Genomic DNA, 22,509 nt, shown 5'->3' with positions numbered 1-22,509 from the left:
TGCATGGCCGACATCAGGATCGACAGGGCGCGCCTCCTGCTGACGCCGCCGGTGCGGCGCGCCAACCCCTGGGCGGCGCTCGGGGCGGCCGCCCTCGCGGCGACGGCGGCGGTGATGATGGCCGGGATCATGGTGCTGGGACCGGGCGTCCGGTTCGAGGAGCCGTCGGCCGCTCAGCCCGCGTTCCCGAACGGGTAGCGCCAGGCGTCCTCCGCCGCGCCCATCGGCGCCCGGGCCTTGGCTTTCGTCTCTGCGTACTCCGCCGCCGGATCGCTGTCGGCGACGACGCCCGCGCCGGCCTGCACATGGATCTTGCCGCCGGCGAACAGGGCGGTCCGCAGCACGATGCAGATGTCGGCCTCGCCCCCGGCCGAGATATAGCCGACGCCGCCGCCGTAACCGACGCCGCGCTTCTCGGTCTCCAGCTCGTCGATGATCTCCATCGCCCGCACCTTGGGCGCGCCCGACAGGGTCCCGGCGGGCAGGGCGGCCAGCAGGGTGTCCACTGCGTCCAGCCGCGGGTCGGCCTGACCCTGGACGTCGGAAACGATATGCATGACAGAGCTGTAGCGCTCGACCTTGAAGCTTTCGGTGACCCTGACCGTGCCCGGCGCGGCGACCCGGCCGACATCGTTGCGGCCCAGGTCCAGCAGCATCAGGTGCTCGGCCAGCTCCTTCGGATCGGCGAGCAGCTCGGCCTCCAGCGCCTGGTCGGCCTCCGGCGTCTCGCCGCGCGGCCGGGTGCCGGCCAGCGGGCGGATCGTCACCCGGCCGTCCTTCAGCCGCACCAGAATCTCGGGACTCGATCCGGCCAGCTGGAACTCGCCGAAGTCGAGGAAGAACAGATAGGGCGACGGATTGCGCCGCCGCAGCGAGCGGTAGAAGGCGAATGGATCGCCCGTCCACGGCGCGGCGAAGCGGTGACTCAGCACCACCTGGAAAATGTCTCCGGCGGCGATGTAGTCCTTGGCCCGGGCCACCATCGCGCCGAACGCCGCCTCGTCCACCGCCGAGCGGAACGGCGGGACGGCGGCCTCCACCGGTGCGGGGATGGCGGGCAGGGGGGCGCGCAGTTCGGCCTCGAACGCGTCCAGCCGGGCCACGGCGGCGTCGAAAGCCGCGTCAGCGGAGAGGCCGCCGTCCGGGTAGGCGGCCGAGACCAGCACGATCTCGTGCTTCACCGAATCGAAGATCGCCACCAGCGCCGGCCGGGTCAGCACCGCGTCGGGCAGGTCCAGCGGATCGGGGTTGGGCGGTCCCAGCGGCTCGAGCAGCCGCACCATGTCATAGCCGAACACGCCGAACAGGCCGGCGGCCATCGGCGGCAGGTCGCCCGGCAGCTCGAGCCGCGAGGCTGCGATCAGCCGACGCAGCGACGCCAGCGGATCGCCCGCTTCAGCCACATAGGCGCCGGCCGCCACGCCCGCGCCCCGCGCCAGCTCGGCCCGACCGTCGCGGCAGCGCCAGACGACGTCCGGCTCGCGGGTGATGATCGAATAGCGGCCGTTGACGGCGCCGCCCTCGACCGATTCCAGCAGGAAGGCGTGGATGCGGCCGTGGCCGACCTTCAGAAAGGCCGAGACCGGCGTCTCCAGGTCGTCCACGAGGCGGCGCACGACGACCCGGGGCCGACCCTGGGACCAGCCGGCGGCGAAGTCGGCCCTCGACGAACCCGCGTCCGGGGTCATCGCCCCGCGGGTCGCGCCGGCGCCGCCGGCGTCGCCGTGACTCCCAGGGCCTGGCGGGCGAGCGCCTCGTCGTGGGTCGCCTTCATGCGTTCCGCGGCGGCGGCCACCGCGGCCGCGAACAGCGGGTCGCCCGTCGCGGCGCCGAGGCGGGCCCGCCACTGCTCGGCTTCGTCGACCACCAGGGCCGGCGTGGGCGCGACGATGCGGTCGACCCGACCGATGGCGATGCTGTTCTCGGACTGGGGCTGCGCGAACGGCTGGCCCCGCTGGGTGTTGAACAGGCCGGCCATCACGCCCTGGCCGAGGCGCTCGGCGGTCGCCTGATCCTGCTTGGCGCCGGTGTGGCTGGTGACGGTCGCGCCGACCGAGGCCGCGACGGCCGCGATGTCCTCGCCCGCGCGGAGGCGCGCCATGAGCGCGTCGGAACGGGCCGAGAGCAGGCGAACGTTCTCGCGCGCGATCCAGCCGCTGGTCACCGCTTCGCGCACGTCGTCGAGCGCCGGCATGGCGGCGGGGACGACGTCATCGACGCGGACCACGAAATACTGTCCCTCGCCAAGCCCCGTCGGTTCGCTGGCCCGCCCCTCGGTCAGCTTCCACATGGCGTCCAGCACGGGGGTCGGAACGTTGAGTTGCTGGCGGGCGGGGGTGCGGCCCTCGCGGCTGACGGCGGGGATCGGAACGATCCGGGCGCCGACCTGACGGACGGCGTCCTCGACGCTCTTGCCCTCGCGGCGCGCCGCCTCGAAGGCCTCGACCCGGCGGGCGACGGCGCCGCGGGCCTCCTGGCCCCGCAGCTCCTCGACGATCTGGTCGCGGACATCGGCCAGCGTCACCTCGCGCCCCGGGGTGATCCCGGTGACCTTGGCGACCACGAAGCCGACGCGGGCCTGCACCGGGGCGGACACGTCGCCGATGTTCAGGCCGAACACGCCCGCGGCCACCGCCGGGTCGCTGATCGCGCTGCGCGGCGTGTCGGCGTACTCGGCCGGCTGCAGGTCGTTGGCCTCGCCGACGGCGGCGGGCGCCTGACCGGCGCGCAGGGCGTTCGCGATCCGATCCGCGGCGGCGCGGGTCGGCGCCGTCAGGGTGGTGAAAGTGCGCCGCTCGGGCAGGGACAGGGCGTCCTTGCGGAAGTCGAAACGCGCCTGGATCTTCTCGTCGCTGATGGCGATGTTCCGATCGGCCGGGTTGTCGAAGATGACCAGGGAGCCGGTCCGGAACTCCGGGTTGCGCAGGGCGGCGGCGTTCTGGCTCATGAAGGACGCCAGCTGGGCGTCCGTCGGGCGCGGCGCGGTTCCGGCCATGTCCTGGGTCAGGACGAACCAGCGGCCGTCGCGGGTCTGTTGATTCAGGTTGGCGTACACCGCGCCATAGATGCGCGGCAGGCGCATCCCGGATATCAGCGCCGAGCCGTAGTGGGCGCGGCTGTACTGGTCCCGGGCTTCCTGCTCCAGAAGCTCCGGCGTCATGTTCGCTTCGGCCAGCCGGGATTCGTAGAGCTTCTCGTCGAACTGCTGGGTGACCGGATCGAAGAAGGCCGGAATGGCCCGGATCTGGCGAAGGATCAACTCGTTGCCGGGCCGGACGCCGGCCTTCCACGCCCATGCGAAGAAGCCGAGCTGATCCGCCTGGCTCTTCAGGATAGCCGTCAGGTTGGCCTGGGCGAGCAACTCCTCATAGGTGACGGCGCGGCCCTGCTGCGCCTGGATCTGCTCCAGCTGGCGGTCCATGGCCGCGCGGAACTCCTGCGGGCTCTGGCCGCGGTCGCCGGCCGAGACGACCCTGGGCGCCTGCAGGCTGCCCAGAATGTCCGTCTGCGACCCGCCCGTAACCAGCAGGCCGAGCGCGGTGAGCACCAGCAGGCCGATCGCCCACTTCGATTTCGCGAAATTGCGGAACAGGGAGATCATTGGCGAGCGGTCCTGGCGGATGAGCGGCGACGATAGTCGCTTCGGCCTATAGGGGGTGACGGGGCGGCACGGCAAGACAATGGCGACGCACCTCGGCGCCGGACGGCTTGGCTTGGCGAAAACCTCCGCCTAGACAGGCTCGATGAAACAATCCGTGAAGCTGATCGCCGGCAACTGGAAAATGAACGGCCTGGGCGCGAGTCTGGTCGAGGTCGAGGCGCTGCGTCGGGCGCTCGGCGATGGGCCCGCCGCCTGCCGCGTCGCCCTATGCCCGCCCGCCACCCTGGTCGAGCGAATGGCCGCGGCGGTCCGGGGAGGCGCGATCGAGGTCGGCGGCCAGGATTGCCGGGCGGAGATCAGCGGCGCCCATACCGGCGGCGTGTCGGCGGAAATGCTGAAGGACGCCGGGGCCGGTCTGGTCATCGTCGGCCATTCGGAACGCCGCCAGGAGTTCGGCGAGTCCGACCTGCTGGTGTCCGCCAAGGCCGAGGCCGCGGTCCGGGCCGGGCTGGCCCCGATTGTCTGCGTCGGCGAGACGCTGCAACAGCGCGAGGCCGGCCAGGCGGTCGAGGTGGTTCGTGGCCAGGTCATGAACTCGCTGCCCCACGCCGTCACCGGCCGGGACTTCGCCGTCGCCTACGAACCGGTCTGGGCCATCGGCACGGGGCTGACGCCGACGCTTGAACAGATCGAGGCGGTCCACCGGGCCATCCGCGCCGCCATGATCGAGCGGCTGGGCCTGGCCAGCGCCGCGGCGCCCATCCTGTACGGGGGCTCGGTCAAGCCGGACAACGCCCGCGACATCCTCGCCGTGCCCGAGGTCGGCGGCGCCCTGGTCGGCGGCGCGTCGCTCAAGGCGGCTGATTTCCTGCCGATCATCCGCGCCGCCTGACGCCGCAGAGCCCGTTTGCCCCCGCTTCCCATCGATGATAGACGCCGCCGCTTGATCGGCGCCGCCTGGCGCCACACATATCGGCTGCCATGCTCCAGACCATTCTCCTCGTCGCCATGATCCTCATTTCGATCGCGCTCGCCGGCGTGATCCTGATTCAGCGTTCCGAGGGCGGTGCGCTGGGCATGGGCGGCGGGCCTTCGGGCTTCATGACCGCGCGGGGGGCCGGCAATCTGCTGACCAAGACGACCTGGGTTCTGGCGGTTCTGTTTTTCGTGTGCGCCATCGGCCTGACCATCGTCGGCAACATCAGCCGCTCCAGCCAGTCGATCGCCGACCGCGACGCCATCGGCGCGCTCGCCACCCCGCCGGGCGCGGCCTCGGAAGCTCCGGCCGCCGATCCGGCCACGGCTCCGGCCCAGCCGGCCGGTCCGTCGCTCGACGACTTCCTGAGCAGCGCGGCTCCGGCCGCCCAGCCCGCACCGGCCCAGCCGGCGCCGGCCCAGCCCGCGCCGGCGCAATAAGGGTGGGCGGGGACCTTATCCCCGCCTTCCTCTCCCGCCCTCATAGTCTCCGCAATACGCCGCTCGAATCAGCGGTAGAGTGATCTCCCATGGCCCGTTACGTGTTCATCACCGGCGGCGTGGTTTCCTCATTGGGAAAAGGCCTCGCCTCCGCCGCTCTCGGCGCGCTGCTTCAGGCGCGCGGCTACAAGGTTCGGCTGCGCAAGCTGGACCCGTACCTCAACGTCGATCCGGGCACGATGAGCCCCTATCAGCACGGCGAGGTCTTCGTCACCGACGACGGGGCCGAGACCGATCTCGACCTCGGCCACTATGAGCGGTTCACCGGCGTCTCGGCGGCGAAGTCCGACAACATCACCACGGGCCGCATCTATTCGACCATCCTCGAAAAGGAGCGGCGCGGCGACTATCTGGGCGCGACGGTGCAGGTCATTCCGCACGTCACCGACCAGATCAAGCAGTTCTGCCTGACCCCCGCGCTGACCGACGACGGCGAGGAGGTCGATTTCGTCCTCGTCGAGATCGGCGGCACCGTCGGCGACATCGAGGGCCTGCCGTTCTTCGAGGCCATCCGCCAGCTGGGCCAGGACCTGCCGCGCGGCCAGAGCTGCTTCGTCCACCTGACCCTGCTGCCCTTCATCAAGACCGCCGGCGAGATGAAGACCAAGCCGACGCAGCACTCGGTCAAGGAGCTGCGCTCGATCGGCATCCAGCCCGACATCCTGCTGTGCCGCTGCGAATACCCGATCCCGCCGGAGGAGAAGCGCAAGATCGGCCTGTTCTGCAACGTCCGCGAAAGCGGCGTCATCCAGGCCATGGACTCCGCCGACATCTACGCCGTGCCGCTCGACTATCACCAGGAAGGGCTCGACGCGGAGGTGCTGGCCCATTTCGGCATCGCCGACGCGCCCGCGCCCGACCTGTCCCGCTGGCAGGAGATCGCCCGCCGCCGGCTGCACCCCGATGGCGAGGTCACCGTGGCCGTGGTCGGCAAGTACACGGTGCTGAAGGACGCCTACAAATCCCTCATTGAGGCGCTTCACCACGGCGGCGTGGCCAACAACGTCAAGGTCAACATCGACTGGGTCGAGGCCGAGACCTTCGAGGGCGACCGCGAGGCCTGCGAGGCCCGCCTGCAGGGCGCCCACGCCGTGCTGGTCCCAGGCGGCTTCGGCGAGCGCGGCTCGGAGGGCAAGATCGAGGCGGCCCGCTTCGCCCGCACGCGCAAGATTCCCTATTTCGGCATCTGTTTCGGCATGCAGATGGCCGTGATCGAGGCGGCCCGGAACCTGGCGGGCTATCCGAAGGCCTCCTCCACCGAATTCGGCCCGACGTCCGAGCCCGTCGTCGGTCTGATGACCGAATGGACCCAGGGCAACCAGCGCGTCCTGCGCCAGCAGGGCGGCGACATGGGCGGCACCATGCGCCTCGGCGCCTATGACTCGACCCTCAAGCCGGGTTCGAAGATCGCGCAGATGTATGGCTCGACCACGATCAGCGAGCGGCATCGTCACCGCTATGAGGTCAACATCAACTACCGCGAGGCGATCGAGCAGAAGGCCGGCCTGACCTTCGCCGGCCTGTCCCCCGACGGCGTCCTGCCCGAGACGGTCGAGCGCGAGGACCATCCGTGGTTCATCGGCGTACAGTATCACCCCGAACTCAAGAGCCGCCCGTTCGCCCCGCATCCGCTGTTCGCCGGCTTCATCGAGGCCGCCGTGGTGCAGAGCCGGCTGGTCTGAGGACGTCCCGCACCGCCTGCGCGGGAACACGGCTTCGTTAACCGCCGTTGCGTGAGTCGGCGGACAGTGTTCAATGCGCCTTCTATCCGGCCGGGAGCGCCACCATGCCCACCTATAACGGCACCAACGCCAGCGAGACGATCACCGGCTCGGCCGGAGACGACACCATCGCCGGCTACAGAGGCAACGACACGCTCAACGGCGGCGATGGAGCGGATCTCTTCCTGTACTACGTCAACCCTTATGTCAGCGGCAGCGACGGCTCCGACGTCATCGACGGGGGCGATGGCTTCGATCTGCTCGAAGTCCGTGTCCCGATCCTCGAGACCTACCAGGACAGCACCCAGACGTTCGGCCTGCAGACCTTCTCGCTTCACGCAGGAGTCGGCGGCGAGGCGATCTTCACCATGGCTCAGCCGCACAGTGGGGGGCCATTGCAGGCCACCGTCACCATGCAAGGCGTCGAGGGCTTCCGGTACAGTGGGTCGCATAACTGGGTCGACCCGCCCTACTACCTGAGCGGCGGCGACATCATCTACACGCCGAATGGCGATGACAGGCTGACGATCGGCGACCTCGGTGGCACCGATATGACGGGCCTGATCGAGTTCGACGGCGGCAGCGGCAACGACTGGCTGGACGCCGCCGCGACGATCAACGTCATCCACGCCCATGGCGGGACCGGGTTCGATGTTCTGCGCGGCGGGTCGGCGGACGACCTGCTCCATGGCGAGGCGGATGCGGACGCGCTCTACGGTGGGGCGGGAGGCGATCAGTTGTTCGGCGGCGACGGCGACGACCGGCTGACCGGAGGCGCGGGCGCCAACCTGTTGTCGGGCGGAGTCGGCTCGGACACCGCGCTTTTCGAGGATGCGACGCAGGGCGTCATCATCGATCTCAACGACGGCGTGGTGTCCAACAACGGCTACGGCGGCGTGGACACCCTCGACGGCATCGAGCACCTGATCGGCGGCGCCTATAACGACGTCCTGATCGGCGAGGGCTCAAACAACCGTCTCGAGGGCGGCGCGGGCTCCGACTACCTGATCGGCCTCGGCGGCGACGACATCCTCGTCGGCGGCCCGGGCGCCGCCAATACGTTACAGGGCGGGCTTGGCGACGACCTGTACGAGGTCAACGCCAATGACACGCTGATCGAGAACGCCGGCGAGGGTGTCGACACCGTCAACACGGGCCTGGCCACCTACAGGCTGAAAGCCAATTTCGAGAATCTGGCCTTTACGGGCGACGGACCGCACACCGGCCTCGGCAACGCGGCGGCCAACAACCTGACCGGCGCGTGGGGAGCGGACACCCTGTTCGGCTACGAAGGGAATGACGTCCTGCACGGCGGATTCGGCGCCGCCAATACGCTGATGGGCGGCCTCGGCGACGACTACTACATCTCGCGGGCGGCCGGGGACTCGATGATCGAACAGGCTGGCGAGGGCCATGACACGGTCGACACCACGGCCCTGAACTACGCCCTGCGCGACAATTTCGAGGACCTGATCTTCACGCCGCCGAGCGGAAACACAGCTCATTTCACCGGAACCGGCAACGCCCTGAACAACATGATCCGGGGCAATACCGGAAATGATGTCCTGGTCGGCCTGGGCGGCGATGACCACCTGGTCGGCCTGCAAGGCGCCGACACCTTCCGCGGCGGCGCTGGCAATGACCAGATCGACGGCGGCGGCGGCATAGACACGGTCGAGTATGTGACTGCCGCCGCCGGCGCATCGGTGAACCTCAACGGCGGCGTCGCCTCGAATGACGGCGATGGCGGAGCCGACACCCTGATCGGCATCGAGAACGTCACGGGTTCGGCGTTCAACGACACCCTGATCGGCTCGGGCGCCTCCAACCTCCTCATGGGCGGCCTCGGCGCGGATACGCTCGTCGGCCTTGGCGGGAACGATATCCTTGACGGTGGCGCCGGCGCCGCCAACACCCTGATTGGCGGCCAGCACGACGACCTGTACCGGGTCCACTCCCTTGGCAACACCATCATCGAGAACGCCGGCGAGGGCCTGGACACGGTCGAGGCGACAGTCGCCTCGGTCACGCTGCACGCCAACGTCGAAAACCTGCGCTTCACCGGCGTCGGCGGCTTCACCGGGACCGGCAACGGCCAGACCAACCAGATTACGGGCGGCGACGGGGCGGACCTGCTGTCGGGCATGGGCGGCGATGACATCCTCATCGGAGGCGACGGGCCCGACACCTTCCGGGGCGGGGCCGGCAATGATCACTTCACCGGCGGCGGGACCGGCGGCGACACCATCGATTACTCGCTGGCCGGCGGGGGGGTACGGGTCGAGCTCGCCAAGACCCAGGTGCTGGACGACGGCGACGGCGGAGTCGACACCTACGTCGGCATCGAGAACGCCACCGGCTCAAACTTCGACGACGTGCTGGTCGGCAACGCCGGGGCCAATGTGCTGAGCGGCGGCCTCGGCCGCGACACGCTCGTCGGCTACGAGGGCGAAGACGTGCTGATGGGCGGATCGGGCGTCGCCAACATCCTTCAGGGCGGGTTCGGAAATGACCGCTACGTGGTCTCGGCCGTGGGCGATTCGATCGTCGAGACCGCGGGCCAGGGGACCGACGTGGTCGAGACGGCCCTGGCCTCCATCACCCTGGCCAATAATGTCGAGAACCTGATCTATACGGGTTCCGGCGCCTTTACCGGCAACGGCAACGCCCAGAACAACAACATCGCCGGCGGCGCCGGAGCGGACACCCTGTCCGGCCGCGGCGGCGACGACATCATCAGCGGCGCGGGAGGGGTCGACACGGTGGTGATGTCCGGCCTCCAGGCCGACTACGCCGTCAACGAGGGTGCGGGTTATTTCTCGATCAGCGACAGCGTCGGCGGGCGCGACGGCCTCGACATCCTGTACGGGGTGGAGCGGGTCCGCTTCAGTGATGGAACCGTGATCGAACTGTCCCCGTCCGCCGCTCCGGCGGCGACGGAGCTGCCGGCGGCGAAGCCGGAGGTCCTGTTCGCTCCGGCGGGCCTCCGCCCGATCGACGACGTGTTCCTGGCGATCCCGGATCCCTGGAGCCCCTGGGGCTTCTAGCGGGATCGGAGACGCGCAACTCGCCGCCGTCCGGGCCTCCAACAGCCCCCGAGGCTCGTCGCGCGATAACGACGTTGCCGCCGCGCCCGCACGGGTGTTCTATTGCGGGGGCCGCATTGGTCAGAGGCGGTTCTCAGGCGGAGAAATCCGATGCCCATCCGATACACCGTCGACCTCAACAGCAACGGCTATAACGGCCAGTATTCCTTCGTGATTGATCTCGGAGCGGGAAGCTACGACGAGGTCCGGTTCAACAGCTACGCCGCGTCGTCCCAACCGCTCACCATCGTCGTCGACGGCCGGCAGAATTTGAACGCCTTCCGCGTCGCCTTCTACGGGGTTGTCCAGACCGGCTCGCTGACGGTCTACGGCCACGCCGGCAACGACATAATGACCGGCGGCATCGCCGGCCCGAATATCTTCTACGGCGGCCTGGGCGATGACATCTACGCCGGGACGGGCGCCGTCGAGGTCGCCGGGGAGGGAACCGACACCCTCTACAGCCAGCAGTTCGACGTCACCCTGCCCGAGCATGTCGAGCGACTGATCCACGGCTACGTCGAATTCTTCGGCAGCGGGCTCAGCCATGCCTTGCGTGAACAATACAGTCCCGCCGCCATTGGCCGGGGGAACGCGCAGGACAACTACATCTCGGGCTTCGGCGTCCAGTACGGCATGGGGGGCGACGACGTTCTCGCGGGTGGAACCCTGGTCGACACCCTGATCGGCGGCGCCGGGAACGATACGCTCAACGGCGGCGCCAACTTCGACACGGCCAGCTACATCGACGCGGCCTCGGGAGTCTTCGTCACCCTCGACCAGGCCCAGCCGATGGCCACCGATGACGGCGACGGCGGCGTCGACACCCTGAACGGGATCGAGAACATCACCGGCTCGGCCTTCAACGACGTGCTGATCGGCGACGCGGGCGCCAATGCGCTGACCGGCGGGACCGGCGCGGATGTGCTGATCGGCCTGGCCGGAAACGACCGGCTGGTCGGCGGGACCGGCGCGGCCAACCAGATGCAGGGCGGGCTGGGCGACGACCTCTATGTCGTGTCCGTGCTCAGCGACACGGTCTACGAGCTGGCGGGCGAGGGTCAGGACACCGTCGAGACCGCACTGGCCGCCTACACCCTGCGCGAAAATCTCGAGGGGCTTCGCTTCACCGGCGCCGGCGCCTTCACGGGCACGGGCAATGCAGGGGCCAACAGTCTTTTCGGCGGCGCGGGCGTCGATACGCTGAATGCCGCCGCGGGCGACGACAGCCTTTTCGGCGCGGTCGGCAATGACGTGCTGCGCGGCGGGGCGGGGAACGACCGCCTGGACGGCGGCGGACAGGCCGACACCGCCGACTACGCCGCTGTCGGGGCCGGCGTGACCGTCTCGATCGCCAACGGCCGCGCCAGCAACGACGGCGAGGGCGGTCAGGACATCCTGGTCGACATCGAGAACATCCTCGGCTCGGCCTTCAACGACGTGCTGCTCGGCGGCGGCGCCAACAACGTCCTGGACGGCGGGGCGGGCGCGGACGTGCTGGTCGGGATGGCCGGGGACGACCGGCTGATCGGCGGCTCGGGCGCCGCCAACCAGATGCAGGGCGGCCTGGGCAATGACCGGTATGTGGTTTCCGTGGCCGGCGACACCCTGATCGAAAACGCCGGCGAGGGGGTGGATTTCGTCGAGACCGCCCTGTCCGCCTACACGCTCCGCGCCAATTTCGAAGAGCTGATCTACACCGGCTCGGGCGCCTTCAGCGGCGTGGGCAACGCCCTGAACAACGTCCTCAGGGGCGGAGCCGGGAACGACACCTTCTCGGGCCGGGGCGGCGACGACGGCATCAACGGCGGCGCGGGGGTCGATACGGTCGTGATGTCCGGGGTCCGCGCCGACTACACCATCCAGGCCGGAAACGGGTACGTGACCATCGGCGACAGCGTGGTCGGCCGCGACGGCATCGACACCCTGTTCAACATCGAGCGGATCCGCTTCAGCGACGGCACGGAGCTGGACATCACCCCGCCGCCGCCGGCTCCGGCGGCCTCGCTGGCGGAGCCCGGGCCAGAACCGGCCTCCGTCTTGAACGGCGCCCGTTGGGACGGAGACCTCCCCCCGGCCCTCGTCGATCCCTGGAGCCCGTGGAACGACGTCTAGGCGGTTCGCACGGTTCGCCGACCGCTGGCCGGGTCGGTCACATCCAGTCCGGTGGCGACGGGTTCAGGCCGGACGGCGCGGATTTCCCGGGGATCAATCCGGCTTGCGCGGTTCGAGGCCCTCGAACGGCTTGCGCTGGCGACAGCGCACGCAGACCTGGGTGCCCGGCTGGCTGCGGCTGTCGACGAATATATGGCCTTTCCAGGCGCAGCGTAGAGCGTCGAACATGTGTCGGCCTCCAGCCCCTCCGCCACAACTATGACGCCGTTCATGTTGCAGTGCAAGAACGCTGGTGTGCGACTGCAGGCCGGCCGCGCCGGGAGGGGAGCTAGGTCGCCGGCGTGTCCGGCTTGACCAGCAGGCCGTCCACAGGCTGCAGCACGCCGTTGCTGGCCACGGCCTCCTCGCCCGTCAGACGGGCGCGGGCGCCGTTCCCGGCGGTGACGACGATGGCTTCGCCGTCGCGGGTGAACGTCAGCAGTCCATCCGCCATGGTGCGCATCTCGACGCTCCCGTTTCCGGCCCGCTCGATCGCCGCCGCGATATCCTGCCGGCTCAGCGCGCCCGGAACGATATGGGCCCGGAGCAGGGCCGCGCTTTGGGCCCGCATGGTCTCGTCGGTGAAGTCGGCGCCCGGCGCGCCCGTGGTGAAGGCGGCGTCGGTCGGCGCGAACACGGTGTAGGGCCCGACCCCCTCGAGGACGCCGGTCAGGCCGGCGTTCGATACGACCTCGCCCAAGGTGTCGTTGCCTGCCGCCGCCTGCAGCGTGGCTGCGAGCGTGCGGGACGAGGGCTGGGCCTGTTCGGCCTTCTCCCCGCCGGCCTTGTCGTCACCGCCGCCGCAGGCCGCGAGCATGATGACGGCGAGGGGCGTCAGCGCCCGGCGCATGATGGTTCGCATATCGATGTCTCCTGCCGCGCGGTTCAGGTGAGCAGCTGGATGGCCGCCTGGACCAGCTGGGTGGTGGGGTCGACCCGGTAGATGTAGCCGTCGCTGTAGCGATAGAGGCCGTTCGGGCTGTCGACGTACTGGCTCCGGTAGGCGTAGGGCACATTGTAGACGTCATAGCCCACGGGCATCGGTTGCCCGACGGTGATCGGCTGGCCCGTCAGCAGGGCCGCGACCTGGGTGATCGCCTGCGTCCTCGGATCGACGCCATACAGCGCCCCGTTTGCATAGCGGTAGTCGTAGGGAGCGCTCAGCCGGTAGTACTCGGCATAGTACGTCGGGACCGGTTGATAGGCGTATTGCGTCGGCCATACGGCGCCGGGAAACAGCGCGCCGCCCAGCACCGGCAGCCAGCCCATCACCGAGCCCGTGCGGTCCACCCGGTACAGATAGCCGTCGTCGTAGCGATACAGCCAGTCGTCGTTCCGCGACCTCCACAGATAGTCATAGCGGGCGCGCGCGATCTGGCGTTCCTGCCCGGGAGGCAGGCACCCGTTGTTGCGCTTGGCCAGCCCCGGCGGGCAGCCCGCGATCAGCCCGCGGTCCCGCTCGACACGGAACACCGTCACCGGCGTCCCGGCGGCCGCGACCACGGTCGTCGTCCGCAGGTCGCTCTGGCCCGGCCGATCGTCATCGTCGCGCCCCTGGCCCTGACTCCGGCCTTGGCCCTGCCCCGGACCGGGAGAGTCGGGCCGTCGCACCGCATCCCGGGCTGGCGGCGGCGTCTGCCGGGCGGCCTGACCGGCGGCGCGGCCGCGTTCCGACGCCGCGCCGTCCTGGCCGCCGCTCCGCCCTTTCTCCGGCCGGGCCTCGGCGCCGCGGCCGCCGCCCTTGTCCTGGCGGGCGTGATCGCCGCCCTGTCCGTGGCCGTTCTGCGCCATGGCCGCGTGTGGCAGACTGAACGCCAGGGCGAGCGCGGCGGCTGTCGGGATGATCTTGTTCATGGAAACCTCTCGTCGAGCGGCCCCTGAAACGTCTGTAAGCCGACACTGTTCCGGTCGGGGTCGGGAGGCCGCCACGATCGCCACCCGCCGGAGCAGACACCGGCCCGGTCCTGGCGGCGTGCGGCGTGCGGCTCGAAACCGCGGCATCGGCTTCTGACCAGTTGAGAGATCGGAGGGTTCGCGAACGCCTCGAATATTGCGAGTGCGAATGCCACGTTTCCCGCTATAGATTAGCCGCAAGGGCTACCAGGCGGGGTATTTTTTGCAACTCGCCTGTGTGATCTCCGCTGCAGGAGAAGAAATTTCCAACAAACTTTGTCCGCCCACTTGCCTATTTCGCAAATGCGGTAAACATTTTGCATCTGCGTAATATTGTTCAGGGGGATTGAACGATGCGACTTGGTAGCGGACTAACCGGGGCCGTCGCCCTTGCCTTGGCCGGCCTGGCCGTCACAACCACTGCCGCGGCCGCGCCCGCGGCGCCTGCACCCGCGCTTCTGGCGCATCAGACGACCCTCGCCCTCGACGGCGCGGCCTCGAGCTGGATCCTGACCTCGACCGCCCTGGTCCTGCTGATGACCCTGCCGGGCCTCGCGCTGTTCTACGGCGGCATGGTCCGGCGCAAGAACGTGATCGCGACCATCACCCAGTCGCTCGGCGTGGCCGCCGTGGTCACCCTGGCCTGGTTCGTCGCCGGCTACTCCCTTTCGTTCGGGATCGGCCAGCCGATCGCCGGCTATTCCGGCGAGACGGTGCAGACCTACATCGGCAGCCTTGAGGCCTTCTTCCTCAATGGCGTGACGCCGACCACGGCCCACAGCCTGACGCCCGGCCTGCCGGAATATCTCTGGATCGCCTACCAGCTCACCTTCGCCATCATCACCCCGGCCCTGATCGCCGGCGCCTTTGCTGAACGGATCAAATACTCCGGCCTGCTGCTGTTCACCGGACTGTGGACGCTGCTGGTCTATGCGCCGATCTGCCACTGGGTCTGGGGCGGCGGCTTCCTCGGCGCGGCCGGCGTGCTGGACTTCGCGGGCGGGGCGGTGGTGCACGTCAACGCCGGCGTGGCCGGTCTGGTCTGCGCCATCTTCCTCGGCGCCCGCAAGGGCTACGGCCAGTCGCCCATCGTGGCGCACAATCCGGTGCTGACCATGATCGGCGCCTGCCTGCTGCTGGTCGGCTGGATCGGCTTCAACGCCGGCTCGGCTTGGACCCCGGACTCGATCGCCTCCGTGGCCCTGCTCAATACGATTCTCGCCGCCATGGCCGGATCACTGACCTGGAAGATCGTCGAGGTCATGGAAAAGCGGAAGCCGTCCCTGATCGGCGCCCTGTCGGGCCTGATCGCCGGTCTCGTCGCCATCACGCCGGCGGCCGGCCTGGTCGATCCGAAGGGCGCGGTCATCATCGGCCTGGCGTCCGGACCGGTCTGCTACGCCGCCTCGGTCTGGATCAAGAAGCTCCTGCGCTATGACGACAGCCTGGACGCCTTCGGCATTCACGGCGCGGGCGGCATCCTCGGAGCCCTGCTCACCGGCGTGTTCGCCTCTGCCGCCGTCAACGGCGTGGCCGAGGGCGCGACGGTCGCCAAACAGGCCTGGGGTCTCGGCGTCACCATCGGCTGGAGCGCCGTGGCGACCTTCGTGATCCTGATCGTGTGCAAGTTCACGACCGGCCTGCGGGTCAGCGCCCAGGAGGAGGTCGAAGGACTCGACGGCCACCTCCACGGCGAAGTGATGGACGCGGCCTGAGGGCGCCTGTCAGCGCCCATGATCCCGGCGACGCGGAGACGCCTCTCCGCGTCGCCACCAGTAAACGTGCGTCTCAACAACCATCAAAAACAGAGGGGATATCGATGATGAGAACCACCTTCGCCTGCGCCGCCGCCGCGGGCGCCCTGCTGGCCGCATCCAGCGCCTCGGCCCAGGACGGACCCCAGGTCGCCTGGAATGTCGGCGTGGTCAGCGACTATGTCTTCCGGGGCTTCAGCCAGACCGACGAGGATCCGGCCCTCCAGGCCGGCGTCGATCTGACGGCCGGCTCCTTCTACGCGGGCGCATGGGCCTCGAACGTCGACTTCGGCGATGAGACCGACGCCGAGGTGGATTTCTACGGCGGCTACCGCACTGAGGCCGCGGGCTTCGCGCTGGACGTCGGGGCTGTAGTCTATATCTACCCGAGCGCCCCGGCGGTTTCCGACTACGACTATGTGGAACTGAAGGCCGCCGCATCGCGCGCCATCGGACCGGTCACCGCCGGCGCCGTGGTGTTCTGGTCGCCGAACTTCTTCGGGGTCGACGACGAAGCCACCTATGTCGAGGGCAACATCGCCTATACGCCGGCTGACAGGTGGACCCTCACCGCCGCCGTCGGCCACCAGGCGCTGGACGTCAACGACGACTACACGACCTGGAACGTTGGAGTGGCCTACGCCCTGACGGACTATCTGGCCGTCGACGCACGGTTCCATGACACCGATGTGGACGGGCCGCTGTCGGACGACCGCGTGACGGTCGGGCTGAAGGCGACCTTCTGACGGCTATCCCGGCAAGGTCATGCTGTTTGATGGCCTTGCCGGGATGTATTTTGCTTTGAATACGATTATTCGCGCATTCTGCGCACGTAAGTTGCCAAGAGAGCTCTCGCTCCCTAGCCTTGTGCAGTTGCGAAGAGGACTTCAGTGGCGTCAGCGAACCAGACCTTTGTCATCACCCCGAGAACCGCGCCCCTGAAGGCGCGGGCGGATGAACGCATCCGCGATTTCGGAGAGATTCAGAACGACTTCGCGGTCGCGGCCGGCACGGTGCAGTCCAGCCGCTGCGCCCAGTGCGGCGTGCCGTTCTGCCAGACCGGCTGTCCGCTGGAGAACAACATCCCCGACTGGCTGAAACTGGCGGCCGAGGGCCGCTTCGAGGAGGCCTGGCGACAGTCCGAAGCCACCTCGACCCTGCCCGAGATCTGCGGCCGAATCTGCCCGCAGGACCGTCTCTGCGAAGGGGCCTGCACCCTGGAACAGTCTGGCTGGGAGACGGTGACCATCGGCTCGGTCGAGCGCTGGCTGGGCGACATGGCCTTCGAGAATGGCTGGGTCACGCCGGTCCGGCCGCTGGTCGAGCTCGGCCGCTCCGTGGGGATCGTCGGGGCGGGCCCTGCCGGGCTCGCCGCGGCGGACCGGCTCCGCTCGGCGGGCTATGCGGTGACGATCTACGACCGGCACGACCGCGCGGGCGGCCTGCTGACCTACGGCATTCCCGGCTTCAAGCTGGAGAAGCCGGTGGTGCAGCGCCGACTGGACCGCCTCGCCGAGGGCGGCGTGGTCTTCCGGCTGGGCGTCGACGTCGGGGGCGACCTTCCCTTCGCCGAGGTGCGGGCGGCCCATGACGCGGTGCTGATCGCCACCGGCGTCTACCAGGCGCGGCGGTTGACGGCTCCGGGCTGCGGCTCCGAGGGCGTGGTCGCGGCGCTGGACTATCTGATCGCCTCGAACCGCAAGGGATTCGGCGACGCCGTTCCGGCCTTCGACAGCGGCGCCCTGAACGCCTCGGGTCGCCGCGTCGTGGTCATCGGCGGCGGCGACACGGCGATGGACTGCGTCCGCACCGCCGTCCGGCAGGGGGCGGCCTCGGTCACCTGCCTCTATCGCCGCGACCGCGACAACATGCCGGGCAGCGCCCGCGAGGTCGCTCACGCCGAGGAGGAGGGGGTCGTGTTCGAATGGCTGGCCGCCCCCCGCGCCGTGCTCGGCGAGGCCGGCCGCGCTGCCGGTGTCCGGGCCCAGCGCATGGCGCTGGCGGCCCAGTCGGCCGAGGGCCGCTGGAGCGTCGAGCCCGTGCCGGGCGGCGAATTCGACCTGCCCGCCGACCTCGTCATCGAGGCCCTGGGCTTCGAGCCCGAGGACATGCCGGCCCTGTTCGCCGAACCCGATCTGGCCCTGACCGACTGGCGGACCATCCGCACCGCCGGGCGCACCAAGGCGACGACGCTGGAGGGCGTGTTCGCCGCCGGCGACATCGTCCGCGGCGCCTCCCTCGTGGTCTGGGCCGTCAAGGACGGACAGGACGCGGCGGCCGAGATCGACGCCTGGCTGACCTCTCGTGAACAGGTGGCGGCATGAGCTTCGATCCCCGTCAGTACGAGGCCGATCGCCAGACGCTGATCGACGCCCACGCCTATGATCCGGCCTCCGAGCGGGACGCCTGCGGCGTCGGCCTGATCGCGGCCATCGACGGCCGGCCCCGGCGCGAGGTGGTCGAGCTCGCCCTGAAGTCGCTGAAGGCCATCTGGCACCGCGGCGCCGTCGACGCCGACGGCAAGTCGGGGGACGGCGCGGGCCTGCTGATCGGCCTGCCGCGCGCCTTCTTCGAGGCCCAGGTGCGCGACGCCGGCCATGAGCCCGGCGCCGGCCCCATCGCCGTCGGCATGATCTTCCTGCCCCGCGCCGACCTCGGGGCCCAGGAACGCGCCCGCACCATCGTCGAGCGCGAGGTGCTGGCCGCCGGCTTCTGGCTGTACGGCTGGCGCCAGGTGCCGACCCGGGTCGAGGTGCTGGGCGAGCGCGCGGCCGCCACCCGTCCCGAGATCGAGCAGATCATGCTCCGCGTTCCCGAGGGTCTGACCGGCGAGGAGCTGGAGCGGGCCCTGTACCTGCTGCGCCGGCGCATCGAGGCCCGGGCGACGGCGGCGGGCCTGCAGCATTTCTACATCTGCTCCCTGTCGGCCCGTTCGGTGATCTACAAGGGAATGATGTTGGCCGAGGCGCTGGCTGACTTCTATCCGGACCTCAACGATGTCCGGGTCGAGGCCAATGTCGCCCTGTTCCACCAGCGCTATTCGACCAACACCTTCCCCGAATGGCGGCTGGCGCAGCCGTTCCGGATGCTGGCCCACAACGGCGAGATCAACACCCTGCGCGGCAACGCCAACTGGATGCGCAGCCACGAGATCCGCATGACCGCCGAGGCCTTCGGGGCCGACGACGCCACGGTCAAGCCGGTCATCCAGGCCGGCGGCTCGGATTCCTCGGCCCTGGACAATGTCTTCGAGGTCCTGGTCCACGCCGGACGTCCCGCGCCCATGGTCAAGGCGCTGCTGATCCCGGAAGCGCCGATCGAGGGCCTGATCTCGGACGACCATCGGGCGCTCTACGCCTACTGCAACGCCGTGATGGAGCCGTGGGACGGTCCCGCCGCCATCTGCGCCACCGACGGCCGCTGGGTCCTGGCGGGCAAGGACCGCAACGGGCTGCGGCCGCTGCGCGCCGCCGAGACCACCGACGGCCTGCTGATCTGCGGCTCCGAGGCCGGCATGACCGGCGTCTCCGACGATCGCATCGCCCGCCGCCTGCACATCGGCGGCGGCCGGATGATTTCCGTCGATCTGGAGGCGGGACGGCTCTATGACGAGACCGAGACCATCGACCGGCTGGCGGCGAAGCATCCCTACCGCGACTGGCTGTCCAATATGGTCGAGCTGGAGCCCCGGATCGGCCCAGGCCCTGAACCCCGCGGCCTGACCGGCGAGGCCCTGACCCGGTTCCAGGCCGCCGTCGGCTGGACCCAGGAGGATATCGACGCCCTGCTGGATCCCATGGCCGGCGAGGGCAAGGAGGCCGTGGCCAGCATGGGCGATGACGCCCCGCCCGCTGTGCTGTCGGAACAGACCCGGCCCTTCTCCCACTATTTCCGCCAGGCCTTCGCCCAGGTCACCAACCCGCCGATCGACTCCCTGCGCGAGGCGGGGGCGATGAGCCTGCGCACCCGGTTCAAGAATCTTGGCAACATCCTCGCCCAGGACGAGACCCAGACCCAGGTCTTCGTGCTGGACAGTCCCGTTCTGACCACCGGCATGTACGAGCGGATGCTGGACGTCGTGGGGGCCGGCTCGACCACCGTGATCGACTGCACCTTCCCGGCGCCCGCGCCGGACGCCCGGCCCGGCGAGGCGCTCAAGACCGCGCTCGATCGCATTCGCGACGAGGCGGTGGCGGCGGCCCGGGGCGGCGCGGGGCTGATCGTCCTGACCGACGAACGCGCAGACGGGACCCGGGTCCTGATCCCGATGATCCTGGCCACGGCCGCCGTGCATGGCCGGCTGGTCGACGAGGGCCTGCGCACCTTCTGTTCGCTGGTGGTGCGCTCGGCCGAGGCCATCGACGCCCATGCCTTCGCCGTGCTGGTCGGCTGCGGCGCCACGGCGGTCAACGCCTGGCTGGCCCAGGAGAGCTTCCTCGAACGGCTCGACGGCGGCCGCTATCCGGGCCTCACGCTCCGGGACGCCTGCCTCAACCACAAGACCGCCGTCGAGGCGGGGCTGATGAAGATTCTCGCCAAGAAGGGCATCTCCGTCATCTCGGCCTACCGCGGCGCCTGCGAGTTCGAGGCGCTGGGCCTCAGCCGCGCCCTGGTCGCCGAATTCTTCCCGGGCATGACCTCGCGCATCTCGGGCGTGGGTCTGGCGGGGATCGAGACGCAGGCGGCGGCCCGGGGGCAGCGGGCCTTCGGCACCTCCCGGCCCGGCCTGCGCATCGGCGGCGCGCATCGTGTCCGCGCCGGCGAGGAGACCCACGCCTGGGACGCGGAGATGATCCACCGCCTGCAGGATGCGACGACCCGCAACGACTACAAGCGGTTCAAGGCCTATTCCCGCCGCGCCCGCGAACTGCCGGCCGTGGCCCTGCGCGACCTGCTCGACTTCCGCGAGGCCGCGCCGGTCCCGCTGGAGGAAGTCGAGAGCGTCAACGAGATCCGCAAGCGCTTCGTCACGCCCGGCATGTCGCTGGGCGCCCTGTCGCCCGAGGCGCACGAGACGCTGAACATCGCCATGAATCGTATCGGGGCCCGTTCGGTCTCGGGCGAGGGCGGCGAGGATCCCGAGCGCTACCATCCGCGCCCGAACGGCGACAATCCGAACAGCGCGGTCAAGCAGATCGCCTCCGGCCGCTTCGGCGTCACCGCCGAATACCTGAACCAGTGCCGCGAGATCGAGATCAAGGTGGCCCAGGGCGCAAAGCCCGGCGAGGGCGGGCAGCTGCCCGGCTTCAAGGTCACCGAATTCATCGCCCGCATGCGTCACTCGACGCCCGGGGTGGGCCTGATCTCGCCGCCGCCGCACCACGACATCTATTCCATCGAGGACCTGGCCCAGCTCATCTACGACCTGAAGCAGATCAATCCCGACGCCCGGGTGACGGTGAAACTGGTGGCCCAGTCCGGCATCGGCGCGGTCGCGGCGGGTGTGGCCAAGGCCCGGGCCGACGTGATCCTGATCGCCGGCCACAACGGCGGCACCGGGGCCTCCGCCCTCGGCTCGATCAAGCACGCCGGCCTGCCGTGGGAACTGGGCCTGTCGGAGGCGCACCAGGTGCTGAGCCTGAACGGCCTGCGCGGTCACGTCCGCCTGCGCACCGACGGCGGCCTGCGCACCGGGCGCGACATCGTCGTCGCCGCCATGCTGGGCGCCGAGGAGTTCGGCATCGGCACCGCCTCGCTGATCGCGGTCGGCTGCCTGATGGTGCGCCAGTGCCACTCCAACACCTGCCCGGTCGGCGTCTGCGTCCAGGACGAGCGGCTGCGCGCCATGTTCACCGGCACGGCGGACAAGGTGGTCAACCTGTTCAGCTTCATCGCCGAGGAGACGCGCGAGGTGCTCGCCTCCATGGGTCTGCGGTCGCTGGACGAGGCGGTCGGCCGCACCGACCTGCTGCGCCAGGTGTCGCGCGGCGGCGCCCAGCTGGACGACCTCGATCTCAACCCGCTGCTGGTGCGGGTGGGGGAGGGCGACGAGCGGCGCCCGGCCGATGCGCCGCGCAACGCCGTGCCCGACGCGCTGGACGCCCAGATCGAGCGGGACGCCACGCCCTTCCTCGAGCGGCGCGAGAAGATGCAGCTGACCTATGCGGTGGCCAACACCCAGCGCGCCATCGGCACGCGGACCTCGTCGCACATCGTGCGGCGGTTCGGGAAGGACCTGCCGGACGGCCATCTGACCCTGAACCTGCGCGGCGCCGCCGGCCAGTCTCTGGCGGCCTGGGGCATGAAGGGTCTGCGCATCGAACTCGACGGCGAGGCCAACGACTATGTCGGCAAGGGGCTGTCGGGGGCCGAGATCATCGTCCGTCCGCCGTCCTGGGCGGCCGGTGCGGCCCTGATCGGCAACACCTGCCTCTACGGCGCCACCTCCGGCGCGCTGTTCGCGGCCGGTGCGGCCGGCGAGCGGTTCGCGGTGAGGAACTCGGGCGCGACGGCGGTGATCGAGGGCTGCGGCGCCCACGGCTGCGAATACATGACCGGCGGGGTGGTGGTGATCCTCGGCTCGACGGGCTGGAATTTCGGCGCCGGCATGTCCGGGGGCGAGGCCTTCATCCACGATCCCGAGGGAACCGCGCAGGGCCGTCTCAACGCGGCCTCGGTAGTTGCGGGCAAGGTGATGGGCGAGGCCGCCGTGCGCCTGCACGACCTGGTCGCCCGCCACGCCGCCGAAACCCGCTCCCCGATCGCGCTCCGCCTGCTCGAGCGGTGGCCCGAGGCGGTCACCGGGTTCAGCCACATCCTGCCGTTGGCGGAAGAGCGGCTCTCGGTGAGCGTCCGGCGCGCCTGACCGGTCGCGGAAGCCGGCG

15 protein-coding genes are annotated in these 22,509 nt (G+C 69.9%); 10 read left to right on the top strand and 5 right to left on the bottom strand.

What is annotated here, in order from left to right; all coding sequences use genetic code 11:
- The first annotated feature begins 3 nt into the window (after positions 1-3).
- Positions 4-198: a peptidoglycan-binding protein gene (locus VEB62_RS15150; RefSeq protein WP_324801527.1), complete on the top strand. Its 195-nt coding sequence runs from the start codon at positions 4-6 to the stop codon at positions 196-198.
- On the opposite strand, the gene trpE is transcribed toward VEB62_RS15150, so the two are convergent.
- A complete protein-coding gene (gene trpE, locus VEB62_RS15145) occupies positions 174-1,688 on the bottom strand; it encodes an anthranilate synthase component I (protein ID WP_324801524.1) in 1,515 nt (504 codons plus the stop codon). The two genes, VEB62_RS15150 and trpE, sit on opposite strands and share 25 nt — an antisense overlap.
- A complete protein-coding gene (locus tag VEB62_RS15140) occupies positions 1,685-3,601 on the bottom strand; it encodes a peptidylprolyl isomerase (RefSeq protein WP_324801521.1) in 1,917 nt (638 codons plus the stop codon). The genes trpE and VEB62_RS15140 overlap by 4 nt, the downstream gene beginning before the upstream one ends.
- Positions 3,602-3,743: 142 nt before the next feature.
- On the opposite strand from VEB62_RS15140, the gene tpiA reads away from it, so the two are divergent.
- The 5 genes from tpiA to VEB62_RS15115 all read left to right on the top strand — a co-directional run bounded on the left by tpiA (position 3,744) and on the right by VEB62_RS15115 (position 11,999).
- A complete protein-coding gene (tpiA, locus tag VEB62_RS15135; RefSeq protein ID WP_324801518.1) occupies positions 3,744-4,493 on the top strand; it encodes a triose-phosphate isomerase in 750 nt (249 codons plus the stop codon).
- 89 nt (positions 4,494-4,582) lie between these two features.
- Entirely contained in the window at positions 4,583-5,017 is a 435-nt protein-coding gene (gene secG / locus VEB62_RS15130) for a preprotein translocase subunit SecG (protein ID WP_324801516.1), read from the top strand.
- Positions 5,018-5,106: 89 nt separating this feature from the next.
- Positions 5,107-6,759: a CTP synthase gene (pyrG, locus tag VEB62_RS15125; RefSeq protein WP_324801514.1), complete on the top strand. Its 1,653-nt coding sequence runs from the start codon at positions 5,107-5,109 to the stop codon at positions 6,757-6,759.
- A gap of 104 nt (positions 6,760-6,863) precedes the next feature.
- The gene (locus tag VEB62_RS15120) at positions 6,864-9,845 is read left to right on the top strand and encodes a beta strand repeat-containing protein (RefSeq protein WP_324801512.1); all 2,982 of its coding nucleotides are present in this window, start codon (positions 6,864-6,866) and stop codon (positions 9,843-9,845) included.
- Between the two features lie 150 nt (positions 9,846-9,995).
- Positions 9,996-11,999, top strand: coding sequence for a calcium-binding protein (locus VEB62_RS15115; RefSeq protein ID WP_324801508.1), 2,004 nt, complete (start codon positions 9,996-9,998; stop codon positions 11,997-11,999).
- Positions 12,000-12,092: 93 nt separating this feature from the next.
- On the opposite strand, the gene VEB62_RS15110 is transcribed toward VEB62_RS15115, so the two are convergent.
- The 3 genes from VEB62_RS15110 to VEB62_RS15100 form a co-directional block, all read right to left on the bottom strand.
- The gene (locus VEB62_RS15110) at positions 12,093-12,227 is read right to left on the bottom strand and encodes a hypothetical protein (RefSeq protein WP_324801505.1); all 135 of its coding nucleotides are present in this window, start codon (positions 12,225-12,227) and stop codon (positions 12,093-12,095) included.
- Between the two features lie 100 nt (positions 12,228-12,327).
- Complete coding sequence (locus tag VEB62_RS15105; protein ID WP_324801502.1) at positions 12,328-12,900, bottom strand: fasciclin domain-containing protein; 573 nt, start codon at positions 12,898-12,900, stop codon at positions 12,328-12,330.
- A 23-nt stretch (positions 12,901-12,923) separates the two neighbouring features.
- On the bottom strand, positions 12,924-13,892 hold the full coding sequence (locus tag VEB62_RS15100) for a hypothetical protein (RefSeq protein WP_324801500.1): 969 nt from the start codon (positions 13,890-13,892) through the stop codon (positions 12,924-12,926).
- A 392-nt stretch (positions 13,893-14,284) separates the two neighbouring features.
- On the opposite strand from VEB62_RS15100, the gene VEB62_RS15095 reads away from it, so the two are divergent.
- The 4 genes from VEB62_RS15095 (at position 14,285) to gltB (ending at position 22,490) form a co-directional block, all read left to right on the top strand.
- Positions 14,285-15,646 carry an ammonium transporter gene (locus VEB62_RS15095; RefSeq protein WP_414642059.1) on the top strand — a complete coding sequence of 454 codons (1,362 nt, stop codon included), beginning with the start codon at positions 14,285-14,287 and terminating at the stop codon, positions 15,644-15,646.
- 104 nt (positions 15,647-15,750) lie between these two features.
- On the top strand, positions 15,751-16,431 hold the full coding sequence (locus VEB62_RS15090; RefSeq protein WP_324801495.1) for a TorF family putative porin: 681 nt from the start codon (positions 15,751-15,753) through the stop codon (positions 16,429-16,431).
- Positions 16,432-16,575: 144 nt separating this feature from the next.
- On the top strand, positions 16,576-18,009 hold the full coding sequence (locus VEB62_RS15085; RefSeq protein ID WP_324801492.1) for an NAD(P)-dependent oxidoreductase: 1,434 nt from the start codon (positions 16,576-16,578) through the stop codon (positions 18,007-18,009).
- Positions 18,006-22,490 carry a glutamate synthase large subunit gene (gene gltB, locus VEB62_RS15080; protein ID WP_324801490.1) on the top strand — a complete coding sequence of 1,495 codons (4,485 nt, stop codon included), beginning with the start codon at positions 18,006-18,008 and terminating at the stop codon, positions 22,488-22,490. Before VEB62_RS15085 ends, gltB begins: the two co-directional genes overlap by 4 nt.
- Positions 22,491-22,509 lie beyond the last annotated feature (19 nt).

Origin of the sequence: Brevundimonas sp. (assembly GCF_035626975.1) — a bacterium.
Classification (GTDB): domain Bacteria; phylum Pseudomonadota; class Alphaproteobacteria; order Caulobacterales; family Caulobacteraceae; genus Brevundimonas.
Note: the sequence above shows the minus strand (reverse complement) of the source record. Positions and strands in the feature narration are given on the sequence as shown.